Origin of the sequence: Paenibacillus rhizovicinus (assembly GCF_010365285.1) — a bacterium.
GTDB lineage: Bacteria > Bacillota > Bacilli > Paenibacillales > Paenibacillaceae > Paenibacillus_Z > Paenibacillus_Z rhizovicinus.
The window spans coordinates 4699908-4725641 of sequence record NZ_CP048286.1 but is presented as its reverse complement, the minus strand read 5'-3'; the positions used below and the strand labels follow the sequence as shown (position 1 = coordinate 4725641).

Annotated in this window: 27 protein-coding genes; 6 read left to right on the top strand and 21 right to left on the bottom strand. The window is 55.6% G+C overall.

What is annotated here, in order from left to right:
• Positions 1–69 precede the first annotated feature (69 nt).
• Positions 70–1158: a CobW family GTP-binding protein gene (locus tag GZH47_RS21200; RefSeq protein ID WP_162645355.1), complete on the bottom strand. Its 1089-nt coding sequence runs from the start codon at positions 1156–1158 to the stop codon at positions 70–72.
• Positions 1159–1307: 149 nt separating this feature from the next.
• Here GZH47_RS21200 and GZH47_RS21195 point away from each other — a divergent pair, with 149 nt between their 5' ends.
• Together GZH47_RS21195 and GZH47_RS21190 are read left to right on the top strand one after the other, a co-directional pair.
• Positions 1308–2474 (top strand): CobW family GTP-binding protein, encoded by a 1167-nt coding sequence (locus GZH47_RS21195; protein WP_162643018.1) that lies wholly within the window; start codon positions 1308–1310, stop codon positions 2472–2474.
• A gap of 194 nt (positions 2475–2668) precedes the next feature.
• Entirely contained in the window at positions 2669–3832 is a 1164-nt protein-coding gene (locus GZH47_RS21190; protein WP_162643016.1) for an MFS transporter, read from the top strand.
• Positions 3833–3898: 66 nt separating this feature from the next.
• Here the strand turns inward: GZH47_RS21190 and GZH47_RS21185 are convergent, their stop codons facing one another.
• From GZH47_RS21185 to uxaC, 3 genes are all read right to left on the bottom strand, one after another.
• Positions 3899–4543 carry an SdpI family protein gene (locus GZH47_RS21185; protein ID WP_162643013.1) on the bottom strand — a complete coding sequence of 215 codons (645 nt, stop codon included), beginning with the start codon at positions 4541–4543 and terminating at the stop codon, positions 3899–3901.
• On the bottom strand, positions 4527–4811 hold the full coding sequence (locus GZH47_RS21180) for an autorepressor SdpR family transcription factor (protein WP_162643011.1): 285 nt from the start codon (positions 4809–4811) through the stop codon (positions 4527–4529). Before GZH47_RS21180 ends, GZH47_RS21185 begins: the two co-directional genes overlap by 17 nt.
• Before the next feature lie 219 nt (positions 4812–5030).
• Positions 5031–6440 (bottom strand): glucuronate isomerase, encoded by a 1410-nt coding sequence (gene uxaC, locus GZH47_RS21175; RefSeq protein WP_162643009.1) that lies wholly within the window; start codon positions 6438–6440, stop codon positions 5031–5033.
• A gap of 191 nt (positions 6441–6631) precedes the next feature.
• On the opposite strand from uxaC, the gene GZH47_RS21170 reads away from it, so the two are divergent.
• Complete coding sequence (locus tag GZH47_RS21170) at positions 6632–7489, top strand: helix-turn-helix transcriptional regulator (protein ID WP_162643007.1); 858 nt, start codon at positions 6632–6634, stop codon at positions 7487–7489.
• Between the two features lie 135 nt (positions 7490–7624).
• Positions 7625–7795, top strand: a complete 171-nt coding sequence (locus tag GZH47_RS21165) for a hypothetical protein (protein WP_162643005.1) — start codon at positions 7625–7627, stop codon at positions 7793–7795.
• A gap of 71 nt (positions 7796–7866) precedes the next feature.
• Here GZH47_RS21165 and GZH47_RS21160 read toward each other — a convergent pair whose 3' ends face one another.
• The 4 genes from GZH47_RS21160 to GZH47_RS21145 all read right to left on the bottom strand — a co-directional run bounded on the left by GZH47_RS21160 (position 7867) and on the right by GZH47_RS21145 (position 11388).
• Complete coding sequence (locus tag GZH47_RS21160; protein WP_162643003.1) at positions 7867–9261, bottom strand: UDP-N-acetylmuramoyl-tripeptide--D-alanyl-D-alanine ligase; 1395 nt, start codon at positions 9259–9261, stop codon at positions 7867–7869.
• A gap of 184 nt (positions 9262–9445) precedes the next feature.
• On the bottom strand, positions 9446–10306 hold the full coding sequence (locus GZH47_RS21155; protein WP_162643001.1) for a phytanoyl-CoA dioxygenase family protein: 861 nt from the start codon (positions 10304–10306) through the stop codon (positions 9446–9448).
• A 28-nt stretch (positions 10307–10334) separates the two neighbouring features.
• Positions 10335–10742, bottom strand: a complete 408-nt coding sequence (locus GZH47_RS21150; RefSeq protein ID WP_162642999.1) for a hypothetical protein — start codon at positions 10740–10742, stop codon at positions 10335–10337.
• Between the two features lie 37 nt (positions 10743–10779).
• Positions 10780–11388 (bottom strand): transglutaminase-like domain-containing protein, encoded by a 609-nt coding sequence (locus tag GZH47_RS21145; RefSeq protein ID WP_162642997.1) that lies wholly within the window; start codon positions 11386–11388, stop codon positions 10780–10782.
• Between the two features lie 398 nt (positions 11389–11786).
• Between GZH47_RS21145 and GZH47_RS21140 the strand changes: the two genes are divergently transcribed.
• Positions 11787–12011 (top strand): hypothetical protein, encoded by a 225-nt coding sequence (locus GZH47_RS21140; RefSeq protein ID WP_162642995.1) that lies wholly within the window; start codon positions 11787–11789, stop codon positions 12009–12011.
• Positions 12012–12151: 140 nt separating this feature from the next.
• Here the strand turns inward: GZH47_RS21140 and GZH47_RS21135 are convergent, their stop codons facing one another.
• Positions 12152–13627, bottom strand: a complete 1476-nt coding sequence (locus tag GZH47_RS21135; RefSeq protein WP_162642993.1) for a sulfatase family protein — start codon at positions 13625–13627, stop codon at positions 12152–12154.
• A gap of 257 nt (positions 13628–13884) precedes the next feature.
• Between GZH47_RS21135 and GZH47_RS21130 the strand changes: the two genes are divergently transcribed.
• The gene (locus tag GZH47_RS21130; RefSeq protein WP_162642991.1) at positions 13885–14688 is read left to right on the top strand and encodes a helix-turn-helix domain-containing protein; all 804 of its coding nucleotides are present in this window, start codon (positions 13885–13887) and stop codon (positions 14686–14688) included.
• Between the two features lie 208 nt (positions 14689–14896).
• Here the strand turns inward: GZH47_RS21130 and GZH47_RS21125 are convergent, their stop codons facing one another.
• The 12 genes from GZH47_RS21125 to GZH47_RS21070 form a co-directional block, all read right to left on the bottom strand.
• The gene (locus GZH47_RS21125) at positions 14897–15724 is read right to left on the bottom strand and encodes a hypothetical protein (protein ID WP_162642989.1); all 828 of its coding nucleotides are present in this window, start codon (positions 15722–15724) and stop codon (positions 14897–14899) included.
• A 20-nt stretch (positions 15725–15744) separates the two neighbouring features.
• On the bottom strand, positions 15745–16104 hold the full coding sequence (locus tag GZH47_RS21120) for a VOC family protein (RefSeq protein ID WP_162642987.1): 360 nt from the start codon (positions 16102–16104) through the stop codon (positions 15745–15747).
• 1 nt (position 16105) lies between these two features.
• Positions 16106–17128, bottom strand: a complete 1023-nt coding sequence (locus tag GZH47_RS21115; protein WP_162642985.1) for a dienelactone hydrolase family protein — start codon at positions 17126–17128, stop codon at positions 16106–16108.
• Positions 17129–17211: 83 nt separating this feature from the next.
• Positions 17212–17961, bottom strand: coding sequence for a hypothetical protein (locus GZH47_RS21110; protein ID WP_162642983.1), 750 nt, complete (start codon positions 17959–17961; stop codon positions 17212–17214).
• Complete coding sequence (locus GZH47_RS21105; RefSeq protein ID WP_162642980.1) at positions 17942–18517, bottom strand: hypothetical protein; 576 nt, start codon at positions 18515–18517, stop codon at positions 17942–17944. The genes GZH47_RS21110 and GZH47_RS21105 overlap by 20 nt, the downstream gene beginning before the upstream one ends.
• Before the next feature lie 5 nt (positions 18518–18522).
• A complete protein-coding gene (locus GZH47_RS21100) occupies positions 18523–19389 on the bottom strand; it encodes a GNAT family N-acetyltransferase (RefSeq protein WP_162642978.1) in 867 nt (288 codons plus the stop codon).
• Between the two features lie 22 nt (positions 19390–19411).
• Positions 19412–19933 (bottom strand): hypothetical protein, encoded by a 522-nt coding sequence (locus tag GZH47_RS21095; protein ID WP_162642976.1) that lies wholly within the window; start codon positions 19931–19933, stop codon positions 19412–19414.
• A gap of 146 nt (positions 19934–20079) precedes the next feature.
• Complete coding sequence (locus GZH47_RS21090; protein WP_162642974.1) at positions 20080–20913, bottom strand: sugar phosphate isomerase/epimerase family protein; 834 nt, start codon at positions 20911–20913, stop codon at positions 20080–20082.
• Positions 20914–21017: 104 nt separating this feature from the next.
• A complete protein-coding gene (locus GZH47_RS21085; RefSeq protein WP_162642971.1) occupies positions 21018–22094 on the bottom strand; it encodes an oxidoreductase in 1077 nt (358 codons plus the stop codon).
• Positions 22091–22843: a sugar phosphate isomerase/epimerase family protein gene (locus GZH47_RS21080; protein WP_162642969.1), complete on the bottom strand. Its 753-nt coding sequence runs from the start codon at positions 22841–22843 to the stop codon at positions 22091–22093. Before GZH47_RS21080 ends, GZH47_RS21085 begins: the two co-directional genes overlap by 4 nt.
• A 552-nt stretch (positions 22844–23395) precedes the next feature.
• Entirely contained in the window at positions 23396–24502 is a 1107-nt protein-coding gene (locus tag GZH47_RS21075) for a Gfo/Idh/MocA family protein (protein WP_162642967.1), read from the bottom strand.
• Positions 24503–24735: 233 nt separating this feature from the next.
• The gene (locus tag GZH47_RS21070; RefSeq protein WP_162642964.1) at positions 24736–25644 is read right to left on the bottom strand and encodes an ATP-dependent DNA ligase; all 909 of its coding nucleotides are present in this window, start codon (positions 25642–25644) and stop codon (positions 24736–24738) included.
• Between the last annotated feature and the right edge of the window lie 90 nt (positions 25645–25734).

Below are 25734 nucleotides of genomic sequence, written 5' to 3'. Positions count from 1 at the left end.
CCATGCTTCGACCCATTCTGAGGTAGCTTGTCCATCGGAAATGCTTTTTATCCAACAATGCCCATTTTATTATGGTTCGAGTTTCGCCAGCTCCGCCAGAAGCGCATCCTTGTCGAAATGCTCTCCGATAAACACCGCCACGTCGTGCACGTCCCCCTGGGGCGTGATCCGGATGAACTCCGTCTCGCGGTACGCGAACTGGAACAGGAATCGGCTGTTCGTATCCAAGAACGTCACGATGCCTTTCGCCCGATAGACGTTCTGCGGCAGCTGGTTCAGCAGCTCCTCGAAGTCGTAACTGTTTACCGCCCCGGCAAAATAATGCGTCAGCGTCATCACGTGCGCGTGCGATTCATGCGTATGGCCGTGCGCGTGCCCGTGCGCATGATCGTGGTCCTCATGGCTGCAGCCCGGACCGCACTCGTGGCCGCCCGGAGCAGCAGGATCCGATGCCGCGGAAGACGAGGAAGATGCGGCCGCGGCGGAACTTGCCACGGCGCTAGCCGTCTCCGAGCCGCCCGCCGGGTCGAAAATCGCGAGATCGATGACGCTGCGAACCGTCACCGTGAGCGGCGCGAACGCATTCAACTCCCGCACGAGCTGCTCAACTTCGACGAGCTCTTCCGGCGCAAGCTTATCCGCCTTGTTCACGATCAGATCGGTCGCGCAGCGAATCTGCTCCTGCATCAGCTTGAACGTGCGGCCGCCGCGCTTGCTGCGCGCAAGCAGCTCCGGTCCGTCCACTACCGTCGCGATCGTGCGCAGATCGATGCGCATCAAGAGCGCGGCTTCCGTCACGGCGTCGATAATTTCCATCGGATTCGCGGCGCCCGTCGATTCGATCAGCACCACGTCCGGCTCATGCTCCTCGATCAATTCCTTCAGCTCGAGGCTAAGATCGCTGCGGATCGTACAGCAAATGCAGCCGCCCAGCATTTCGGCCATCGGCACGTCGCCGTCTACGAACTGCCCGTCCAAATTGACGTCGCCGAGCTCGTTCATAATGATCGCGACTTTGATGTCCTGTGCTTTATAGTAATCGACAACCTGGTTAAGCAGGGTCGTTTTGCCGCTTCCCAGAAATCCGGACAGCAGATGCACGGCGACTGCGCGGCCGTCCTGCCGGATTGGTGATCGGGTTGGTTCTCCGCCTGACATGGTCATTCTCTTCTTCCTCTCTTGAATAAACTGGCACCATTATACCGTTCCCCGCCGGATTTTAACAGCATCGCCGAAAATGGTGTTAATTCCGGACCGAGCCGCATAAAGTTCATGAATGTGAACCTTGGAAGGAGGGTGTGGCCAACATGGAGCAACAAGCGATACCGGTGGTCGTCCTTAGCGGTTTTCTCGGCAGCGGCAAAACGACCCTGCTGCTAAGGCTGCTGCAGCAGGCCAAGTCGAACGGTCTGCGCGCATCCGTGCTCATGAACGAGATTGGCGCGGTAGACGTCGACGGCATGATGGTGAGCAGCGAATCGGCGTATCAGCTGTTGGAGCGCATTACGGAAGGCTGTCTCTGCTGCAGCAAGAAGAGCGAGCTCGCGCAGTGTCTGGAGCGGCTCGCGCTCATGCAGCCGGACGTTATTGTCATGGAGCTGACCGGCGTCGCGAATCCGGAGGAAATCGTGGAAGCGATGACCGAGCCGGCCATCATCGGCAAAGTCGCGCTGCACCGCATCGTCACGGTGCTCGATGCGGAGCATGCGCTTGATTATAACAGTATTTTCTCTTCGGACCGGGAGCTGATCCGCACGCTTCGCCGGCAAATCGAGGTCGCCGATATCATCGTCGCCAACAAATCCGACTTGATCTCGAACCGCACCGCCGACAAAGTCAAAGGCCTTGTTCAGGACCGCAACGCTTCCGCCTTGTTCGTCAGCGCGGTGCGCTGCGAGCTTGATGCCTCCATCATTCTGGAAGGCATTCCCGCGGCAGCCGACCGGCGGCAGCCCGTCATCTCCGGGACGCGGCCGTCTGCGACAAGCGTACGGGCGCCAGGCGCGGCGGCAAGCATTCCGCCTGCATCGCCACGGTCCAGCGGCGAACGCGCTGGCGGCACGGCAAACATCAGATCCGCCGCGCAGCCATCCGTACGCATGAACGCGGGCACGGCGGCGGGCAGCCGTCCGGCAGCCGCAAGCACGGCCGCTCCCGGTGCAGCCGCGAACCAAACCGCGGTCCCGGGCTCGTTCTCGCGTATCCGGACGGCCTCCATCTACACCGATCCGGCTGCAGGTATCACCCGCCGCCAGTTCGAAGCCTTCTTCGGCGGACGCGGCAACGGCTGCTTGCGCGCCAAAGGCTATATGCCCTACGGCAAGGACGGCGCCCTGATGTTGTTTCAGCTTGCGGGCAAACGGATCGAATGGTCACCCAGTACTTACGACGGCGCGCCGTATTTCGTCATGATCGGCATCGATCTGGACGAAACCAAGATCCGGCAGGAATGGGCCCGTCTCACGCGCAAATAAGCGTCACAACATAAGGAGCGTTGAACTGACAGAAGCCAGCCGCCGGCTGGCTTCTCTTCGTCATTGTCTGCTTGGTTACAACACGGAGCAAGCGTTTACGCCGCGCCAAAGAGGATTTTCAAGATAAACAAGGAACTAAATAAAGAACGACAATCAACGCTAGCGCAGCGCGAAGGAAGGTAAGTAACGGACTCATGCAAGTCAAACTCGGTTATTTCTTGTTTTTCTATGTCTTCTTGTACATGGCCAATGCCGTCTACGGCACATTCATCCCGCTTTATTTTCAACACATCGGATTCACGCAAGCCCAGATTGGCACTTTACTCGGACTCGGCCCGCTGATCGCCATTCTCGCACAACCGGTCTGGGGGCTATTCAGCGACCGCGCCAAGACCAAAAACAGCATTCTACTTCTGCTGATCGGCTGCAGCGGGCTCACCGTGATGTTCTATCCGCTGTCCGACCAATTCTTCTATCTGCTCATTTGCATCTGCATCTTCACGTTCTTCCAATCTTCCATATTCGCGATTGGCGATGCGGTCACGCTGGAGACGCTGGACAAGCGGGGCAGAGGGAATTTCAGCCTGATTCGGATGGGGGGAACATTCGGTTTCGCCATCATGTCGATCATCTTCGGGCTCCTCGCCAAGAAGCACATCGATCTCCTGTTCGTCGTGTACGCGTTTCTGCTCGCGATCACTTTGCTGCTCGTACTGCGGTTTCCCGCCATCGAAGGCCATCAAGCGCGGAATCGCAAAATGTCCGTCTGGGTGCTGTTCCGCAACCGGAAGCTGATGATGTACATCGGCGCGAATTTCGTTTTCAATATCACGCTCGGTTATTATTATGCCTTCTTCCCGCTCTACTTCAAGGAAATGGGAGGAGACAGCGCGTGGCTGGGCTGGTCGATGCTCATCTCGTCCCTGAGCGAAGTGCCCTTCCTGCTGCTGTCGCATCACCTCTTCAGACGCGTTCAAACCTGGCATATCCTGCTCGGTGCCGGGGCGGCCGCAGCGCTTCGGTGGTTTCTGTTCTCGCAGATTCACAGTGCCGCTTGGCTGCTGCCCGCCCAGGCGCTGCATGGCTTGATCTTTATCGTCCTATCGGTGACGCTGGCCAACGTCATCAACAAAGAAGTCCCGAACGAGCTGAAGGCCAGCGGCCAGACGTTAAACGGACTATTGACCATGGGCGTCGCCCGCGTGATCGGGAGCTTGGCCGGCGGGGTCGCCAGCGAATGGTTCGGCATGCGCAACATGTTCTTCTATAATTCCGTGCTTACCTTGGTATGCGTCGTGATCTTCGCGATCGTCTTCAAGCTCCAGCAAAACAAAGAAACGGCGGTTTTGCATGCGTAGGCATGCCGATCAATGAACCAAAGAACCTCCAAGTCCGCGCGGACCTGGAGGTTCTTTGCTTTGAGCTTAGCTCTTCAGACGGGCAAAAAGCACATACGAGTAAACGACCGGAATGAGCGAAGCGACGACAATAGCGGCGATGAACACGGCGACCGAAGCACTGCCGTCGAAGAAAGCCGCGATTAGCGCAATCAACCCGCCGAGCATCATCACCGGGCCGCCGAAGCGATGAGTCTTGCGCCACACTTCTTCATTGGCCAGCGTCCAAGGCGTACGAATACCGAACATGTAATTGGGCCGGACCTGCGTCATGTAATTGCCCATGACAGCGAACAGCAGGCCGACGGCGATCAGAATGATTTTCCGAATATCGATGTGATACCCCAGATTGTAGGCGACCATCATCCATCCCGCCGCCGCAAGCAGCAGTGCGGCGCCGAAACGGCTGATCTCGAATGCCGTCGTAAAGCTGGCGAAGTTCGCCCGCTTCGGGTCCAGGCTGCGCCGGATGCGCATCAGCAGCGGCACGAAGCCGAGCAGCGCCAATACGAGAATCGCCGTGTTCTTGCCCATCGTGCCATTCACTTCATTATTCGCGCCGAAATGCGTCGCCATTGTCTCCGGCAGTTGATCGTATAACAGCAAGGCGCCGATCGCGGGAGATAAGGCGAGCAAGAGATAGAGGATTTCGCGTTTATTGTTCATCGTCATGCGCCTTCCCTTCTTTACCGAGAATCTGAAACATCCAGCCGATCACGTCTTCGACGACCGTCGTATGCAGCGAGTAGATCATACTCTGCCCCTGCCGTTCATCCAGTACGAGCCCCGCCTGCTTCAGCAGATTGAGGTGATGGGAAATGCTAGGCTTGCTTATGTGAAAATGATCCGCGATTTCCCCGGCGCTCCTACTCCGTTCCCGCAGCAGCCGTAAAATTTCCCGCCTCGTCGGATCGGCCAGCGCTTTGAATGCGTCATTCATTGCTTCACCCCTCCAGATATTTAGAACATTATCTAAATATCTAATTAAATCTTATACCTGACTGAAGTTCCTGTCAACGCGCGTCTCTCCCCTTTCCCAGGCATCTGCAGGCGATAACGAACTCCCCTACTCCTCCATCCCGGCAGGCATCACCCCAACGATGCAAAAAAAGAACCGCCGCGAACCAGCAATGGCTGCGGCAGTTCTTCAAGCGATCCTTTAAAATCTGAAATACGCCTTCGCGTTGTTATAGCTGACGCCCTGCACGATCTCCCGCAGCAGCTCCGAATCGTTCGGCGCTTCGCCTTGCTCGACCCACTCGCCGAGCAGATTGCAGAAGATGCGGCGGAAATATTCATGCCGCGTGTACGACAGGAAGCTGCGGGAATCCGTCAGCATGCCGACGAAACGAGGCAGCAGACCCATGTTGCCCAGCGATTTCAGCTGCGCCAGCATGCCGTCCTTCGTATCGTTGAACCACCATGCGGCGCCGAGTTGGATTTTGCCCGGAATGCCCCCGCCTTGGAAGCTGCCGATCAGCGCCGCGAGCACATCGTTATCCGTCGGATTGAGCGAATAGACGATCGTCCGCGGCAGCTGGTCGTCCGCATCCAGCCGGTCCAACAGCCGCACGAGCGGCACGGCCACCGGACTGTCGCCGATGGAATCGAAACCGGTATCTACCCCGAGCGAGGCCAAACGGCGCGCATTATTGCTTCGGTGCGCATTGATATGGTACTGCATCGACCAGCCCAGCTCCGCGTAGAGCCGTCCGAGGAACAGCAGCGTGTACGTCTTGTATTTCTTCTCTTCTTCCAGCGTCACGCCTTCGCCGAGCAGCGCCTTCTCATAGATAAGCGCCGCTTCCTCGTGCGTCGTCTCGGCCCAAGGCACGTAATCCAGCGCGTGGTCGGATACCCGCCCCCCGACGGCATGGAAGAATCTCGCCCGCGCATCCAGCGCATGCAGCAAATCATCGTAGCTCGCCAGCTTGCGTCCCGCCGACTCGCCTAGCTTCTCCAGGTAGCCCAGATACGCGGGGCGGTTGATTTCAAGCGCCTTGTCCGGGCGGAAGGAAGGCAGCACGCGGAAGCCGAGCTGCGACTCCTGCGCCGCGAGCAGCTGATGATGCTCCAGCGAATCCGCGGGATCGTCCGTCGTGCACACGACTTCCACGCCCGCGCCGCGGATGAAGTCTTGAACGGCGAAGCCGCCGCCTTGCAGCTTGGCGTTCGCTTTCTCCCAGATGACCGGCGCGTTCTGCTCGTTGATCAGCTCCTCGATGCCGAACAGCCGCCGCAGCTCCAGATGCGACCAGTGGTATAGCGGATTGCCGATCGTCATCGGCACGGTGCGCGCATATGCCAGGAACCGGTCGTAGTCGCTGACGCCTTCCCCGCCGGTGATGTACTTCTCTTCGATGCCGTTCGCGCGCATCGCCCGCCATTTATAATGGTCGCCGTACAGCCAGACTTCCGTCAGGTTCGCGTAGGTTCGGTTCTCGTAAATCTCCTGCTGGCTCAGATGGCAGTGATAATCAATGATCGGCATATCGGCCGCGTACTCGCGGTACAACCGTTTGGCAGTCTCGTTATGCAGCATAAAATCGTCATTCATAAACGCTTTCATAATAGAACAGACACCGTCCTTTGCCTTAGAGTATACCTCCCCAGCATAACGCAACATTTGCGCGGAATCGCGGCCTTTCTTGCCGAAATCCGTTCCGTCTTCACTTATTTTGCGCTAAAATAGGGCTATATCGCGAGGTTATCCAGCAATTAAGACGACCCCGAATCCATCGGCGAACGGAGGAACGGACCATGAAGCTGCAGCCGGACCAGCCTTTCACATTCGGCGACGAAGAAGGCGATTTCTACATCCAACAGGTGCGTCGGACGAAGCCGTTCGGGCGGATGAACCATATTCACCATACGTACGAAATCTATTATTTGCTGTCGGGCGAGCGAGTGCATTTCATCGATCGGCGGACCGTGTCCCTGACGGCGGGCGATCTCGTTCTCGTCAACAAAGGCGTCGTCCACAATTCCTCCGAAATCGGTTCCCCGGAGCATGAGCGGATCGTCATTAATTTCAGCGACGGCTTCCTCGGGACAGGCCATCCGCTGCACGACCCGCTGCTGCTGGCGCCTTTCTCGCAGCAGGCCTGCTTGTATAAGCTGAGCTCCCAAGAACGCGTCTTCGCGGAACAGCTGCTTGGCAAAATGATCGCGGAAGCTGCCCAGCAGCGTCCCGGCCATGAAGTGTACCTGCGCTTGCTGCTCACGGAGCTGCTGCTGTTCGCCGCGCGGCATCCCGTGGACGAGCGGCCGGAATCGCCCGAACAGCAAAATTCGCTGCATCAGAAAATCACCGAGATCGCCGCGTTCATCGGCGGCAGCTACGAAACGAAGCTCACGCTGCCCGATCTGGCAAAGCGGTTCTTCGTCAGCCCGTATTACTTGAGCCGCTCCTTCAAGGCGGTGACCGGGTTCACGCTGATCGAGTACGTCAACCTGACCCGCGTGCGCGAGGCGCAGCGGCTGCTTCGGGAGACGGACCTCAAGATCATCGCCGTCGCCGAGCGGACGGGCTTCGAAAGCGCGGGGCATTTCGACCGCATGTTCAAGAAGCTGACAGGAACGACACCGCTGCTGTATCGCAAGCTGAACCGGATGTAGCGGGCGGGGTTCTGGTTATGGGCCTTATGTCAATTTACATGACATTGACATCCCATTCCCTCTAGTCAGCAGCCGCCGATTAGGCTATACTTCTTGCAACAGCTATCCCAGCGATGAAGCGAGGTGTATCGTAAAGTGAGTCCGCGTTTGCTTGTCGTCGTCAGCATCTTCTTTATCGGATACGGAATCGTCGATATTTTGTTCGTGAACTACGTGCTTGGCGTCGCGCTCCTGCTCGTCGGCGTTTGGATGAACGTCAGCGCCTACAAGAAGCGCAAAGCGCTTCGTCAGGCCAAGTCGCAATAGCCTTAAACAAAAGCGGGGATGGAAGCACGCCGAAAGCGTGCATCCATCCCCTTCTTCGATTGCCCATTTCCTTAATCGCACTGCTTCAACGCCTCGCAAACCTCTTCCAGCTTCAGTCCCCGCGACCCTTTCACGAGCAGGACATCATCCGGCTTCAACAGGCGGCGGCAGGCGGCAACGAGCTCTTCTTTGGCCGTAAAATGCTCCACTTCTCCTGTGAAATCCGAATCGCGGAGCGTATCCGATAGGATGCGGCTGAGATTGCCGATGGTATAGACGACATGGATTCGTGAAGGATCAATGCTTCTGGCCAGTTCTTCATGAAAGGCATGCTCGGCCTCGCCCAATTCCAGCATGTCGCCTAGAACCAATACCCTTCTCTGGAAACCGTCCAGATTCGAAACCGTCTCAATGGCTGCTTTCATCGAGACCGGACTCGCGTTCCAGGCATCGTTAATCATCAAGAATCCGCGCCGGGCGGCGATTCGTTCCATTCTCATCCCCGTGATTTCGGCATGAGCAAGTCCGGCTTGCATATCCTGCAGGGGGATTTGAAAACGGTCTGCCACGGCAATCGCAGCGAGTACATTCCAGACATTATGACCGCCCAGCAAAGGCACCGAAAATGCCTCGTTATGCTTGTTCATTGTTACTGTGAAGCCGGTTTGATGATGTTCAATGGTTAATGGAACGTAATCGTTGGTTGAAGCTTCCCCGAAGCGAATAACGTCTAGCGTCGCTGGCAGGTTTCTCTCCGCGAGCGCTTGCGCGAGTAACGGCTCATCCCCATGAATAATCAGCGCACCGGCAGGATGCAAGCCCTCCAGAATTTCCAGCTTGGCTAGCGCAATGCCAGCCCTGGATCCCAGATTCGACAAGTGCGAGACGCCGATCATCGTGATGACGCCCACGTCGGGTCTCGCGATCTCCGACAGCACCTTCATTTCGCCGGCATGACTCATGCCCATCTCCAGTACAACCACTTCTGTCGTTTCTTCAACGTCCAATAACGATAAAGGGAGTCCATACTCTCCATTTAGATTGCCGTGCGTTTTGTGAACGGTATAGTTCGTGCTTAATATCGAAGCGACCATATCTTTCACCGTCGTCTTCCCATTGCTTCCCGTTATCCCGATCACTTTGACGTTCAATTGGCTTCGGTAGGCTTGCGCAAGCCGTTGCAGCGCCTGCAAGGTGTCCTCTACGATGATGAGCGGCAGGTCTTCGGGGATCGGAACATGATCGGCTTGCCATAACGATGCCGCCGCGCCTTGCTCGAAGGCCTTTTTCACGTAACGATGACCATCATCGATCCTGACGATCGGAACGAACAAATTGCCGGCTTGCAGCGTTCTTGAGTCGATTGAAACGCCCTGAACGGTCTCCATTTCGGGAGCATCGCACATAGCGGTTAGCTCCATGACTTCCATCATGGACGCGATCTCATGAATGGTACGTTTGATCACACGATCCCTCCTTGGCTCCTCACTATAGTATGACATATTGCCCTGTAAAATTTCACCAAACCATCTAGTGGGGCATAGCGCCAAATAGCAACATCGGCGGCTTATCATCGCTTTAGTTAGCAACGACAAGCCGCCGAATAAGTTGCGTGATCGCTAGCCAGGCCAGCAATCCCGTCGGATCAGATTATTCCTCGCCCCATGCATCCAATCCGAGCAGTTTGCGCCCCAGCGGAGTCAATTCAGGCGGTCCTTCAAACGCGGTCTGCTCCCAATTGCGAGGATCTCCAGGGAAGGCGCTGTGACGTTGAGGCGCTTTGCGTTCCCGCCACATGTCCACGCGCTGCTGCCGCGACTCCTCGTTCCCCTCGGGATACATCGTAATGTATTGCGCATAACGAGGAATAGTATTCCGGTTATGCCCGTTTCCGTGCGCCAGCAGCACGTCCCAGATGACCAAGTCGCCGGCTTTGCCAGGAATGACTTCGACCTCGTAGCCCGTCAGATCCGGCACGCGCGGATTGCGATCGGCCGGCTGCCTCTGGAGATAGGCCTCCAAATCCCGGTAAATCGAGGGTACGCATTGAAAACCGCCCTGGTCCGGAGCCGTATCGGCCAAATAGAGCACGCCCTGCACGCGCCGCCCTTTGGGAATAGGAGAAGGAAGGTTGTTCGTATCCGTATCCCAGTGGATAAAGCTGTTATCGAGGTGCTTTTTATCCGCTTTCGCAGGCGGCTTCATATTGACCCGGTCGATGCTCACCCAGAGCTTCTGCTGATTCAGCAGCTGCGCGAAGGCGTCGTAGACGTCGGGCAGCTGACGGTTATCCCACATCGATTGGTGATGATACAATTCGACCATGCCGTCTCCGTTCATAACGCCTTGAGGCGGATTGTACCAGTTATCGGGATCGGATCGATCCTGCCCGAGACAAGACCAAATCGCCTCGATCACCCGGTCGCAATTCTCTTTGGACACGATGCCTTCCAGCTTGACGTAGCCGTTCTGTTGGAAAAACTCCACCTGCTCCTTTGTAATCGCCGCCATCCTGTACGCCTCCCGAATTGGATTACGTTCACTGACTCCGAGCGTAAATCATTTTCCTCAATGCACTCGTCGGCTCTGGAGGGATTTCATATCCTTGGCCGCTATCCGCCCGATCGACGAGCAAGGCGGTTCGCCCGTCCTCGTTATCCACGTTCAACACGAATTCCTGCTGGGTGTGATCGGAATAGGAAATGCTCATCAGAAACACAACCCCGTAGTCCAAATCACCTTGCATGATTTTAGCTTTATCGATTGCGTGCTTGAAGGTCTTCAACTCTTCCACCTCTGTGATGACCTTCTGGTTGAACGGGGGATCGGACAATTCCTTGCATAGGTCCGCGCATACCAGCGTAATGGAAGTGATCGCTTGATCCTTCACAACCTCAGCCTTTGAACCGCAGCCCGCACTTCCCATTACGATGAATAGGATCGCCATGAGAAGCCATATTCTTCGGATCGCACTTCCTCCTCCTTTACAGCGCCGACGGCAAGCCATTCAAGCACATGGTGATACAATTCGTATGCTGCTGCAGCGCTTCGATCGTTTTCGGATGTGGCAGCGAATGGATGAGCGGATAGTCGATTTCGTCGTATGCTGGCCGTACCGGAAAAGCCAGCTTCTCTTCCGAGACCGAAAATTGCGCATCGATACCGATCTTATTGCCGCGTGCGTCCAGGCGTACCCATCTTCCTATGCTGGTTAGATAAACGGCATTTAGCGCATGAACGCAATGACCCGTATCCGGCGTATCTCCCAACGTAAGCCGTTGATAACAAAAGCCCGCGGGAATTCCTTTGCTCCTTAACAGAGCGCACAGCAAGTTTGATTTTGCGTAACAGATGCCTTCTTGATCGCGAAGCACTTCCGAAGCTTTACAGGTAATTCGAGTACTCCGTATATCCCACGAATGCGATATTCGATCACGAACATATTCATAAGCATGCTTAACGAAATCCGTTTCATCTAAGGATGCGGTATATAAGAGTGATGATAATTCTTGAATTGCAGGGTGACTGAAATCAACATGCTCGGTTTCCGCTACATAATCTTCCCAGACGTTCGATTCACATCGTATGGTCATCTCATCTCCCCTTTAGTCTGATTCGGCAGTTCCACCCAAGTTCATATTCTCATAACTCGTTCCTATTTGTCGAACCTAATAGTTAGCAGGTTTTCTTAACGAGGGGCAGAATACTATTTAAGAAATGAGGTGGTTTACATGCTTACGTCGATTAACGATCTTTTTGATAAGTTTCTTCACTCGCTGACCGGCGTGTGGATCGGTACGCATATCGAAATCGTCCGAACCTCTCAATACGAGATTGTTTTTGAAAGAAACCCATCTATCGATCCATTGTATCGGTCGGCACTCTATGCGATCCGTTTCGAGAACAACCAATTAAGAAAAACCTTAATCGGCCTTTGCGAATACTACGCAGCGACTGCTCGCAAATTGAGAAATACGGCAAACAAGCCTATATGCTGCCGGACAATATGCTTGCCCTTGAACCGCTGATAATCAAGCCTGACTATTTTGATTTTGATACGTGTACGGTGACGCCGGAAGAAGAAGGCGGCAAGATGGCCGGTATTTACTGGTCGGTCAAAGATCAATCGGATCATTTGATTGTTCTGCACGGGTGTCGAGGGGATCATTATTACTTTCCTCGTGTTAGGAAGGACTTGGTGGAGTTCTTTAGCTGATAGCGGAAGAAGCCTGACGATACTTCTATTGCTGAAAGGAATAACTTCACGAGTAACAGGGATGCCGCATCGGCATCCCTGTTTGTTCGTTCGACTGCTGCTAGCTGCTTCTATGATCCTTCTTCTATTCTTGCTATAGACTACGAGTTCAACTGCCGTTCCATCTCTCGCGGATGGCGCCGGATCAGTTCCTCCACCGCATCTCCGCGCCCCGTTTGGCGAAGCCGTTCGGCGTATTGAGGCAGGAAGCCTTTGGCATGATAAGGCCCGCCTTCTTTGATAACCGTCCATAGCGGATCGACGTCATGCGGCATCGTCGACATCATATCGTCATGCCACTCGTTCAACAGGTAGACGGCCTCGCGGCACAGGTCCGGCCTGTCCTTCGCGACATTATGCTGCTCATGCGGATCCTCGGCTAGATTGTACAGCATTTCCTTATCGAACAGATGATAGCCGTCGTGGTAGGTGCGGATATACAGCCAATCCCCGAAGCGTACGCTGCGCTGGCAGACATGGGCGCATTGCGAGACGACGAGATAATCCCGTCCGCTCTCCTCGCCGGTCTTCAACACGCTCGCGTAACTGTTTCCGTCCCAGCTCGGAGCCGGAACGCGGCCGAGCAGTTCGGCGACCGTCGGCGGAAGATCGAGATGATAATGCAGGCCGCGGTCGACGGTCCCCTGCTGCAGGCCCGGCCAGCGAATGATCATCGGAATGCGGCAGGTGCCCTGATCCGCCGTTCCGTGTTCGCCATAAATCCCCAGCTCGCCCATGTTCTCGCCGTGGTCCGCCGTGATGATGATGACCAGCTCCTCCATCACCCCTTTGCGCTCCAGCAGATCGAAAATGGCGCCGATATTCTCATCCATGAATCGGATACCGCAATCGTACCCGTCAATCATGGTGCGCAAGCCGTCCATGGAACGAATTTCCCCGGGATGGCGCGGATACTTCGGCGTCGTCTCGCTGTCGTACATGTTGATTTCGCTCGCGCTGTGAGGCCCTACTTTGCGCATATGTCCTTCCAATACATCCTCGGTGATCCAGGCCGGCAGCGGCTCGTTCTCGAACGGATTGCCGAAGGAAGCCGGAGCCCGGTACGGCGTATGCGGATCCCAATAGTTGACGTAGAGCATCCAATCGTCCCGCTCCGCGTTGCGCTCGATCCAATCCAGCACGACGGGCGTGACCGTCTCCCCCGATTCCATGCCGCCTTGCCCCGTATTATGGATTTCGTTGAAGCCCGCATAGAACGTCCATGCCGAATGCCGCTCGCCGAACGGGCTGATGAGCGACGTCTTCATGCCCGCCTGCCGGAAAAGCGCCGGGAAGCTCTCGGATGCCAGCCGGTCGCGGAACTGGCGCCCCGCTCCTTCGTGCCGGACGTCCGCAGCCGTTCCGCCGTGGCCCACGACGCCGTTGTGAATGCCGAACTGGCCGGTCATCATCGCCGTACGGGATGGAAAACAAGGCGCATCCGACGTGTAATAGTTGTCGAAGCGCACGCCTTCGGCCGCGATCCGGTCGATGTTCGGCGACGTGTTCCGGCCGTAGCCGTAGCAGCCTAGATGGTCGGGCCGCGTCGAATCCAAATCCAATAGTAATACTCTCATGCTCATCTGCTCCTTTACTGGTTAGAAACAAGAAGATTGCGAGGATCGGCGCGAGCCGTATGTCTTGAACGAATGGCAGCTTATCTTCACTACTGTAGCTGTATTATAGGTTTCGCCTTTGCCGGGAGTCACGTACATTTCGATTCCTTCTTGTACATTTCTATTCCTATCTTTCATTCGGCATTTAAAGCAGCGATTTACCATAGCTCCATATTATGATAGGATTTTATCAACTTTTTAACAGGGAGCGCGGTCGCATGATTCAGATCCTAAGTGTACATTTCGATCATTATATCCCCCATTGGCGCACGCAGCCGGAAGCAATCGGGTACAACGTCATGGTTCTCGTCACAGAAGGCAAAGTACGCTACCAGATCAACGGCGAAGACATCGTCGCGGAGCAAGGGGACTTTCTGTACATCCCGCAATCCACGCATCGCTGCGGCGAGAATCTGCCCGGCTCCCCGCATCAGAAATATACCGTCCTGTTCACCTTCGAGCCAGGCAGGAATACCGGCATCCCGTTTCTCGACCAACGGCGGTTCCTGCGGTTCCGGCTCGCGAACTTCCAATATGCCCAGCGGCGGTTCGAACGCCTCTACGAAGAAATGCGCGGCAGCGAAAGCTTCCGTTCCGTCATCTGTCTCGGCATCGCGCAGGAGCTCCTCGGCATTCTGTCACGCGAGCTGGAGAAACCGGAGATGACGCCGATCAAGATGCAATACGCTCAGATCGTGCGGCATTACGTGCTGGAGCACTACCGCGAGCCGATCGAGATCGAGCAGCTCGCCAGGCTGATCCATCGTTCGCCGAATTACACGACCGCCTTGTTCAAGGAAGTATTCGGCCATCCGCCTATCCGGTACATGCATCAACTGCGGGTGCTCGAGGCCTGCAATCTGCTGCTCAATTCCGACATGACCATCGCGGGCATCTCGCAATATTTGGGCTATTACGACTCCTCCTACTTCTTCCGGATCTTCAAGAAATACAGCGCCATGACCCCTGCGGAATTCGTCGCCCGCGGCCGTCAATCGGAGCTGAATCCGATTTTTTCATGACCTTCGGCTTTCCAGCGCTTCAGACCGAGGTTGGCTATGAATTTCTGTCGCGGCGGCAGTTTCCGGGCGTTAACCGCCTGGGAGTGGATTAGCGGAAAAATCAAAAAGGCAGCCTCCGTTAGGAGACTGCCCCTCTTACCCGTTCATGCTGTTTACCGTCAACCACGCGCCATCGCAATCAGGATACGCCGCCCTGTTCCATCTTCACTCAATTCAACACCCGCAGCATCTGCACGACCGGGCGGCCGTCGCCGCTCAGTCTGATTTCGCGGCTCCGCAGCTGCGAGGAGCCGTCCCCGTCCAGGAAAATCCCGCCTGTGAGCTGGCCCGCCCCGATCTGCTCGATGATCGCAAATCGGAAATCGGCCAGCGTCCCTCTCGTCGTGCTCACGATCAAGTACAAGCTGCCTGCGGTATCGTAGACGGCCGCCGAACGAAGCCGGTCGTCATCGATATTCGGCGAATGCTCCGCTTCGACTTGGCTGAGCCATGCCTCGTCCCGGTCGAGGCTCATGCTGATGCCCCCTTGCGCCCAAAAGTTCGAGCGGTCCGTGACGCGCAGATCCGCTGACCGGCTAACGGTCTGCACGCTCAGCTTATCCATCGTGCCGTCCCAGACGAGCGTCCCGCGGGCGTACTTCGCATTGACGTCGCCCGAACCGTAGGCGCCAGGCTCCGCATTGACGGGCATGTCGTCCACCTCCGCAATGCTGAGCAGCGACTCGTCGTAGAAGAACCCGCCATTCACGCCGTAATAGGGTCCGGCTGCGACATTGGCATGGATGGATTCCGGCCGTACATTGCCCGGACGCGTCTTCATATAATGCAGCTCCATGCCGTTCGCGGCGGTGGCTTTACCATATGCATAGTTATGGGGCATGTTCAATTCATCATCCTTCGGCTGGCCGCCGAAAGGACGGATGAGCAGGAACATTACGGCGCCCAGGACGAACACCAGGGCAAACCCGCCGCAAATGACAGGCAGCAGCAGCGATTTCCGCTCCGCAATCGGCGGCTTGTGTTCCGCGTGCTCCATCCCCTCTACGTCCGCGTTGTTCACGGCGTTTCCGACAGATGCCAGCACACCCCGGACGGATCAATCAGATGCACCTCGCGTTTGCCCCAGGGATAACGCGTCGGCTCCTTCGCCTTCATATTGTAGGCTCCGCCTTGCACCATCGCTTGAATGCGAGCCCACCAGCCGTCCAGATCGTCAACGGCCAGCTCTAGCATGAATTGATTTTGAAAAGCCTGATCATCAAAATTCTGCAGGTAAAATTCCTGTTCGCCGATCCGGAACACGCTGATCGACTCGTCGGCGTACCGTTTCTCAAAACCCAATTCTTCGAAAAAGCGCTGCGCGAGCGCATAATCCGCACCCGACGGCACGAAAGGCCTCAGTCGATGGACGTTCATATTATGCCTCCCGAGCAGGCCAGAGGCTTGCGAACCAGTCGTAAGCCAGCTTGCCTGAAATCATGTGATCGCCTTCAAAGCGGTCGTATGCGAGCAGCGATTCGGAATCAAGCAGGCCATAGATAGCCTGGAGTTGATCATAAGCCTCATCGACCGCGTGCAGCGGGAAGATCGGATCCTTCGTCCCCGCCTCGATCAGCAGCGGCCTTGGCGCGATCAAGCCGAGCACGTCGGGCATTTCCGCAAGCTGCGACAGGCCCGGAATAAAGTTATCGATGCAATGGAAGATGGACAAGATGCTCGCTTGGAACGTATTCGCGAACCCGCTGACGACGGTGGCCGCCAACCGTTCATCGATCGCCGCGGCGAACCCGGCTACCAGGCCTCCGCCCGAAATGCCCATGCAGCCGATCCGATCCGGCGCCGCATCCCCGCGCGCGAGCACGTAATCCACGCAGCGCAGCGTCTCGAACACGCGATGGCCGGCCATCGTCTGCCCCATCGCCAGCAGATTGGTGGACAATCGGTAACAAGAGTCCCCTTTATCCGCATCCGCCGCCAGCTTGCGGTCTCCGAATCCGAGCAGCTCGGGTACGATCGTCAGATGTCCGCGCCGAACGAGCTCGAGGGCGAAATTCCGCTGATACCCCGCTTCCCCGGTCTTGTCCGAGCCGTCCGGGTTCAAACCGACGAGGTCGCGGCTGCCGTAGCCATGTCCGTGAAGCGCAATGACCGCCCCGCGATTCCGATCGTATTCCTTCGGAATTAAGACATACACCGGCATCGTAAGCGGCCCGAACGTATGAATGCTTACGCGCTGCCGCGTATAACTGCCGCAGTCCACGGATTCGAGCAGCACAGGAGCCAGCTCCTGCCGCCCTTCGGGAACGCCGAGCAAGGCAACGAACCGCTCCCGCAGCCGTTCCTGCCAAGCTTTCCACTCTTCCGTTGTCCGGGCCTTGAAACTCTCGGCCGGCTTCACGCTGTCATATAGATGCTGAAGATACTGATCTGGATTCCACATTTTCTCGTTCCTCCCATGGGCTTCTTATGTACATGCCTATTCATCGTACTCCGAATCGCGTCCGGGACCTGCCGGCTCTGGATTCACCTAAGCGACCAAAAATTAAAAGCCAGTACCGATAAACCGCAGATCACCACGAAAGCGAATAATAGTTTAAACCCTATATTCATCTGCTCGTTATCTATGGCCGCCTTATGCGCTTCACTAATAGCAAAGTGGTTCGGAAGCCATTTCTTGTCGTATTTCTTATTTGCCTTGCTGTAGGACCACTCCCATTTGACCTGCTTCTTGCTGACGACGATTTCACCGATATTCGCATAATTCCAATTGTCGAAGTAGCCAACGAACAAAATGAGCAGGTCTTTGAATCGGGCAAAGTCGTCTAATAGAAACAGCGAATAGCGGTCCAAATTATTTCGTACAACGAAGCTTTTCTCAATTTGGCCGATTTGCCGTCCTTCGAAAAAGATCAGCAGATGCAGGTTATGCTTTTTGGAGACCTCGTATATTGCCAAGCTTTCCGTCATGAATCCCACTTCGTAATAGCTGAGCATCGCTTCCGATTGAACGTGCCGCAAGGCGCCGATCACGTTGTCGTTGCGATCCTTTACCAAGCAAGCCTCCTTGACTTGTTTGCTCCAGAGCCATTTTAACGGAATGGCATTTTGCAATCCTTTCAGAGGCTGGAACTGCGTGCGATACGCCAATTCTCCGTCTGCTTGCATCGTCGTTGAGAAGACGCGCGCAGTCACGGGCATTTGAATATGAGAGATAAGTTCTTCTTGTTCTCTGACTTCAATGATTTTACTTGTATTAGCCTTGATCTGATTCAACGTAATGATCATCTGTTTGCTCTCCTGAAAGATACTCAAGAACGAGTTTATTTCCTTCTATATTCGGAATAAGACGGATGGCATTCAACTTGACATAGACATGATCCTGATAATTGAATAAGCTGACGCCTTTATAGTACGAGTCTGCCGTATGGATAACGACGGGGTCTTGTTCCGGCAAGGCAAATGTATATTTATCCTCCGATTGGCTCAGATACGCATAGAACACCCTCGCCCTTAAATAATAGGCGTTATCCAAAATGACCAGCGGATACATCGGCTCGCCTTTCGCATTAGGATGAATATCAAAGGATGCTGATTCAATGCGATACGTAGTGGAGTTCATAATAATGTTGCGGAGCTGATTGAAGGTCACGGGCACTTTCAGTAAATGAAGACTTATCCCTTCCAGCAGCTCGATCAGCCTGGCGATCCCTAACAGGATAAATCCGCCAACGACGCTTGCAATAATAACCCCTAGATTCTCATCGGCAAAACCGAAAAATATGCCAATGATTAAGACTAGAACACCTACGATGAATAAAGCGACTTGCACAAGAATCATCCTCCCTTCCGAAATGTATGTTCAGCAAAGCATGCCTGTTCGGTGAAACGGTTCCGCTCATAAAATCGCTTGGCCCCGGCATTCGACTTGGCCACGCGCAGCAGAATCGTCTCCTGTCCCGGCACGCTGCTCATGCGGTTGATGCAACTGTTCAACAAAATCCTTCCAAACCCGCGGTTCTGATAGGCGGGATCGATGACCAAATCACGAATATGCGTGCCTGCGATCACATAAGCGCCGACTAGCCGACCTCCCAGCCAAAAGGATCGCACCTGTCCAGCCTGTTCCCGGCTATGCAGACGCTGCAGAAAGGATCCGGGCTGACTTCGGAACCCGTCCGTCGGCCAGCCGTTCGCTTCATTTAACGCCGCATACGCCCTCTCGAACAAATGAATGAACGATTCCAGCATCTCCGACGTGAATCCGCGCTCCACGAGTTCCGCTGCGGATGGAGCGTGCTCGGACAGTTCGGACGATTCGGACGGTTCGGACCGCTCGAGCTTCAGCTCGTAGCCCTCCATATCCGATGCAAACCCGAGTTCTCTCGCGAACGCGATGATTTCGCTGTTTCTGCCATAGACATTGAAGCAGATTTCTCTGGTCTCATCGGCATTATGCAAGTACGGACGCATTCGTTCCCGCATCGCTTCGCATAAGGAATCCGGATCACTGTACTTCCGAAAAGCAGCGTATGCGATCACGCACTCCGGATGTTCCGCCACACAGAATATACCATGGTTCAGCGCCGAATTCTCAAAAAAATCAATGGAGACCCGCTGACTGGCAAGCGCTTCTCTGACGAAGCTTTCGGCACCTGTTGAAATTAAGCCAATCAATGGCAAGATGTTCATATTGTCATCCACGAGCGCCTTTCACTCCTCGATCTTAATTCGCTGTTTGAAGCGAGAACGTTTCTTGCAAATCGTCGCTCGGGAGCGCCTTTACCGAAATCGTATAGGTGTTGGACGTATCCTGCCGCATATGCTCCCATTGCGCCTTCGTAAAACATTCATTTTGCGACATGCCGCCGTACGCCGCTCCTTGCTCCAGCCCATTCAATCCGCCCTGCGACATCGTGGAAACTGTCGGCAAGAAGGAGGGGATCCCGTTCATGGCTACCTCGAATGAGGTAATCTCCCGCCTGTCCTTACCTGTATAGATGAAGCCTTCGCTGATTTCCACGGCATAGTCCGGTGCCTCACAGGGCTTAGCGGGATTTTGCCCATGCGAGATGAACGTCACTTGATCGTTCGGTTTATGGACAAGCTTGATACCGTACTCCCAATGAACGCCTTTCCCTTGCCACGCAATGGTGTTCGGATCATCAGAAGGAGCAGCCCCGCTGCATCCGGCCAAGCAAAGCGGCAACGCCAACATCGCTATTGGCATCAGCATTCTTATGTTCATCCTGTTCCTCCTCAACGGAAACGCTAACAATAAGACTATGAACAGGTGGAAAAAGTTGCGTTTTCAGCTCCTGCATCCTTTAGGCAAAATCGCAATTATACGCAAAAGAAAAGCAGCCGGCAATAGATGCCGACTGCTAATAGCGCTTATGGCTGCTCTACTTGATAGGCTGCCTTCAGATCCGCCAGCCCTTTGGCCGCCACTTCCTCCGCCGTCATGCCGCCAAAGTCGGTGATGAAGAGTTCCAGCGACAGGAAGCCGCGGTATCCGGAAGCGTACAGCTGCCGCGCGATGGCCGCCGTTGGCGCGACGCCTTCGCCCGGGAATACACGATCTGCGTCGGTAATGACTGCCTGCGGAGGATCCGCCGGATAGTCGTTCACGTGGAAGATCCCTATGCTGTCTCCGCTTACCTGCTTCAAATCCTCGACCGTGCTTCCGCCCGTGTACATATGAAACGGATCCAGGAGCAGCTTTGCGCCTTCGACGCCGCTTTCCCGCTTCACGGTGAGCGCTTCGTCCACCCGCGACAGCGTGCGCGCGCGTCCCCAGAATTCCAGGTACACATCGATACCGACGGTGCGCCCCAGTTCCGACAGGCGAGCAAAGTGGCGTCCCATATCGGCAAGCGATACATCCGCTACATCGCCGAAAGGCGGCGCTGCCACTGCGGCGCAGCCGAGCTCCGCCAGCATGCGCATCTCGCGTTCGGCTTGCGCGAAGCCTTCCTCGCGAACGGCTTCGTCACGGTCCGCCCACTTGAAGAACGCAATGGCGTTCGCCAGCGCGATGCCCGCGCGCTCCAAGCTTCCTCGCAATTCGCCGGTCGTGCCTCCAGCTTGGAGGTAAGCTTCAATATCGCCTACCCACAGCTCAATACCTTCATAACCGGCCTCTGCCGCGATGCGCACTTGTTCCAGCACGTTCAACTTGAACGGAAACAAGGTCGACGCATTGAGCGACGCTTTAAATGGGAACATGTTCATTCTCTCCTTCTCTGTAACTCTGTTACTTTGATCTTCTAGCAATCTATTATTCTAGCATTCTGTTTCTCTAGCATCCTATTCTCTGTTACTCTGATTCCTCAGGCAATCGGCGCCGCTTCGGCGAATGGGACCGGCAATGCCCGGCCTTCGTCGCTGCTCTGCAGCGCCAGCTCGATCAGTTGAATCGCCAGTCTTGCCTCTTCCGGCTTCACTTCCAATTCCGCTTGCCCGTTGATATGTTCCATCACGTTCCGGTAATAGTCCACATAGGAGCCCGCGATCGTCTCGATAACGCCTTCCACGTGCAAGCCGCCGACGGAAGCGTTGATTTTGCCCCACAGCTCCTTCGGCTCTTTGCCCCAATTGCGCACGGCCGATGGCTGCGTTCCTGCGATCAATGCCGCTTCCTGCGGATCGACGCCGTATTTCACGAACGATCCTTTCGTACCGTGCAAGGAATAACGAGGGAACGATTCCCGCACGAATTTGGACGACTTCAGACGCACCTTCAGCCCGCTGCCGTATTGGAGCGTCACGTCGAAGTAGTCATGCGCTTCGCCGCCGCGCTGCTTTCGGATATCGCCGGAAATCGTGGCAGGAATGCCGAACAGCTTGACCGCCTGATCCAGGAAATGAACGCCCAGATCATAAAACACGCCCGTTCCCGGCTCACTTCCTTCGCGCCAGTTGGTCGAACGCAGGACCGGCGCGAAGCCGTCCCAGTGGAACTCCGCTTCCTTCACTTCGCCCAGCAAATCCTGATCAAGGATTTCGCGCAGCGTCAGGAAATCGCCGTCGAAACGGCGGTTGTGATAGACCGTGAGCACTTTGCCTTGTTTCTTCGCGAGGGCGATGAGCTCGTCCGCTTCGGCGGAAGAAGGCGTGAACGGCTTCTCGACGACGACATGCTTGCCCGCAAGCAGCGCGTCTTTGACGAAGGCGTAGTGATCCGTGCTCGGCGTCGTCACCACGACCAGATCGATCGCGTCGTCCGCGTAGAGATCCCGTGCGTCCCGCACGACTTCCACCCACGGATACCGCTCCTTGGATTTATCGCTTCTGCGTTCGACGACTTTGGTCAGCTCCAGGCCCGGAACCGACGTAATTATAGGCGCGTGGAAGGCGCTTCCCGCAAAGCCGTATCCGATTAGGCCGACTTTGATGGTTCCGCTCATTTTGCGACGACCCCCATTTTGCTTAAGTTATTGTAGCTGATGGCAATGCTCTCGAACGGCGAACGGCGGCAGGCATCCTGCTCGACCACGAGCCATTCCGTGCCGATCTCCTCGGCAACGGCAAGAATCGCTTCGAAATCGAGCACGCCTTCTCCGACTTCCGCGAAGAAGCGCTCGTCTCCCGGCTCCATATCCTTCACGTGCAGCAGCGGACAGCGCCCCTTCAGCTTGCGCAAGTAAGCCACGGGGTCAACGCCGCCTTTCTGCGCCCAATAGACGTCCAGCTCCAGCTTCACCAGCTGAGGATCGGTAGCGCCGAGCAAAATATCAAGCGCGGACTCGCCGTCGAACTGCTGGAACTCCCAGTCATGATTGTGGTAGAGGAATTGAATGCCCCGCTCGCGGCAGGCGGCGCCGACGCTATTGAACGTTTTGGCCGCTTCCAGCACAGCCTCGCGGGAATCGAACCGGTAGGACATCGCGACATAGCGCGCGCCGAACAGATTCAGATAATCGACCAGCTGATCCAGGCCGTTCGTAAGCTGATCCAGGCCGGTATGGCAGCCTACGACTTGAAGGCCGATCCGGTCGAAATGCGCTTTCATTTCTTCGATCGTCACGCCTTCCGGCGGCGGACCCGCTTCGACGGCTTGATAGCCGATTTCGGCAACCTTCGTATAGCTGCCCAGAAAATCCTGTTTCAGTTCCTCGCGAATCGTATAGGGCTGCAGTGCAATCGGAAATCTCATCGTTCTCTCAACCTTTCTGGAGTGGGATTGAGGCCGTGCTTGGCCTGTGCTTGCGATGTCGGCGAATGTCGTATTGCCGTTGCTAATACGAATGGCTAATGCTATTACGTTCAGTGGGCCGGAGCACCTGGAGCACCTGGAGCACCTGGAGCAACTGGAGCACCTGGCTAACGAATCGAATAAACCTTATTCGACCCAAATACCTCATTTCGGGTTTCTAACGAATCCTATGAGCGCTATCGCTAGCGATAACTCGCTTTTTCGCCTATTTCTTCGTGTTTTGATTCGCATAAGGCCGCTGAGATTCGTTAGATTGATTTTCCATGTCTATTCGACCAAATAAGAACGCTATGATTCGTTAGCCTCTGAATGCTGCATTCCCCGACCTTCGTCGGGCAACGCAAACCAATCAGCTGCCTATGCTTCCGAAGTAGCTGAATGCTGCATTTCCCGACCTTCGTCGGGAAACGCAAACCAATCGCCTGCCTATGCTTCCGAAGTAGCTGAATGCTGCATTTCCCGACCTTCGTCGGGAAACGCAAACCAATCAGCTTAATCCAACGCGTTATATTTCAAACCCAACGGCAGCGCTGCCGGTTGTTCGCAGCTCGCTTCGATCGGGATATGGCGGCCTTCTTGGGACGAGGCGAGAATGCCCAGCTGAATATCGAGCACGTGGCTGGCCAGCTCGCCGCTTGCGCGATGCTGTCTGCCCGAGCGGATCGCATACGCCATATCGGCGATGCCGACGCCGCGGCTGTTCTTCGCGAAATCATGCGAATACGGGAACGATTGCGTCTGTCCGTTCCGCTGCTGGAGCGTAATGGCCCCGTCGAACATATTCGGGTCCGGTACGTGCAGAATGCCTTCCGTCCCGTAAATTTCGAGGCGCGGCGTATAGCCGAAGCTTTCTTTGGCCGCCTGCAGGCTGGCCGTTGCGCCGTTCTCGAATTCGAGCATCGCCGTCACATGCAGCGGCGCGCCGATCGGAACCGTATCTCCGTATCTCGGCGAGAACGGATTGGTCACCGTATGCTCCGTGCGTACGTTGCCGGCCGAGCCGCTGACGCTTCTCACCGGACCGAGCAGATGGATGAAAGCGGTTAAATAATAAGGCGCCATATCGAACAGCGGGTCCCAGCCGAACTGCAAGAAGTTATCGAAGTTCGGACGCATCGCGTCGAACGAATTGCCCATCAGGATCAAGCCGCTCGCCGCATATGGCGTGCCGATCCAGCCGTCTTCGATGATTTTCCGGCTCGTTTGCAGCCCCGCGCCGAAGAACGTATCCGGCGCGCTGCCGACCCGAAGGCCCTTTTCCTTCGCCAGCGCCAGTACGCGATCCGCGTCCGCCCGATTCAATGCAAAAGGCTTCTCCGCATACACATGCTTGCCCGCCTGCAGGATTTGCAAGTTCACTTCCGTATGCGCCTGTGGCGCCGTTAAATTCACGACAAGTTCAATCTCGGGATCGGCCAGCAATTCCTCAGGCGTGCACGCTTTCGGAATCCCGAATTCCTCCGCCCGCTTCTTGGCCAGGTCGATCACCAGGTCCGCGACCGCGACAACTTCCAGGATGGCGAATGACTTGGTACAGTTCTCCAGATAAATACCACTGATCATGCCGCAACCAATAATGCCGATTTTCATCTTCTGCATGACACTCACCTTTCATCTGCGTACTCGTATAAACAATTCATCCTTAAGGCGCGGAATCCTTCCGTTTTATGAAAATTCATCCTTTCCGCACGGGATGCCCATCAACGTCCAGATGCCTAGCAGTCCCATCGGCAGCAAAGAAAAAGCCAGCCGCGGTGATTACCGACGACTGGCAGTTTTATCTTGCAAGATATCTTGATCCTTGTTTTACCGACTAGGCTCGCTTCATTCATTTAATCATAAGCCCAGACGCAATTCTCCGGCTTGCGATCTGGCAGGAACCCCAGGAAATTCGTTCCATGCAGCTGATGCATGTCCGTTCGGTCCTGATATTCGATTCGGCAGCACAAGCGCGGCTCGATCCACTGCGTTCGCTGGTCCTCTACAGTATGGAGCCTTTGCGCGATTGCCAGGAAAGTTTGTTTTTCTTCAGGCGTGATGCCTTTTTCTACGGTTCCTACCGGCTTGTTCGTCACCGTCCTGAAGTGAAGTCCCAAGACCAGCGCGAAAGGTTCTGTCCGATAGCCCAAAATAATCGTGTCGATGGTCTTGAAATGCTTGATTTTCAGCCAATCCGGCGATGTCTGATTCAAGCGATAGGCAGAATCCTTTCGTTTCGCGACAATGCCTTCCATGCCTTTCTCCTTCGTCATCGCGAACAGCGCCTTGCCCTTCCCGTCGACAAACATGGTTTTCGTGAGAACGGGCGAATCGCTCACGACATCGGTTAAACGTTCTTTTCGCTGCGTTAATGGTTCATGTAAATGCGCGCGATCCGTATAGAGAAGATCGAACACGACGAAAGTCGCCGGATGCGTACGGGCCGCTTGGGCGATTCTTGAAGCCAGGCTCAGCCTCCCGCGATACGCAAAATCGTCGAACACGGGCCGTCCCCCGCGCATGCAGATCCCTTCGCAATCCAAAATAGCCGTGTCGGCCTTGATCGCGGCTGCCGCCTCCTTCAATTCGGGAAACTTGGCTGTAACCAGCGCTCCGTAGCGGGTGTAGGCTTCGATGCGTTCGTTATGCTTATGAATGAGCATGCGCCAGCCGTCATACTTGGGCTCGAAGAGGTAGTCTTCATCGTCGAAGGCCTCCTTCCCCTCACTCACGATCATGGGCTTCCATGCAGAAAAGAGCATAGGATGGCATTCCTCCCCTATCCTCTATTGTCTCCGCAATGAATCGTTAGCAAACCGCGGGGAAAATGCAGATTAGCCCCAACCCTGCGT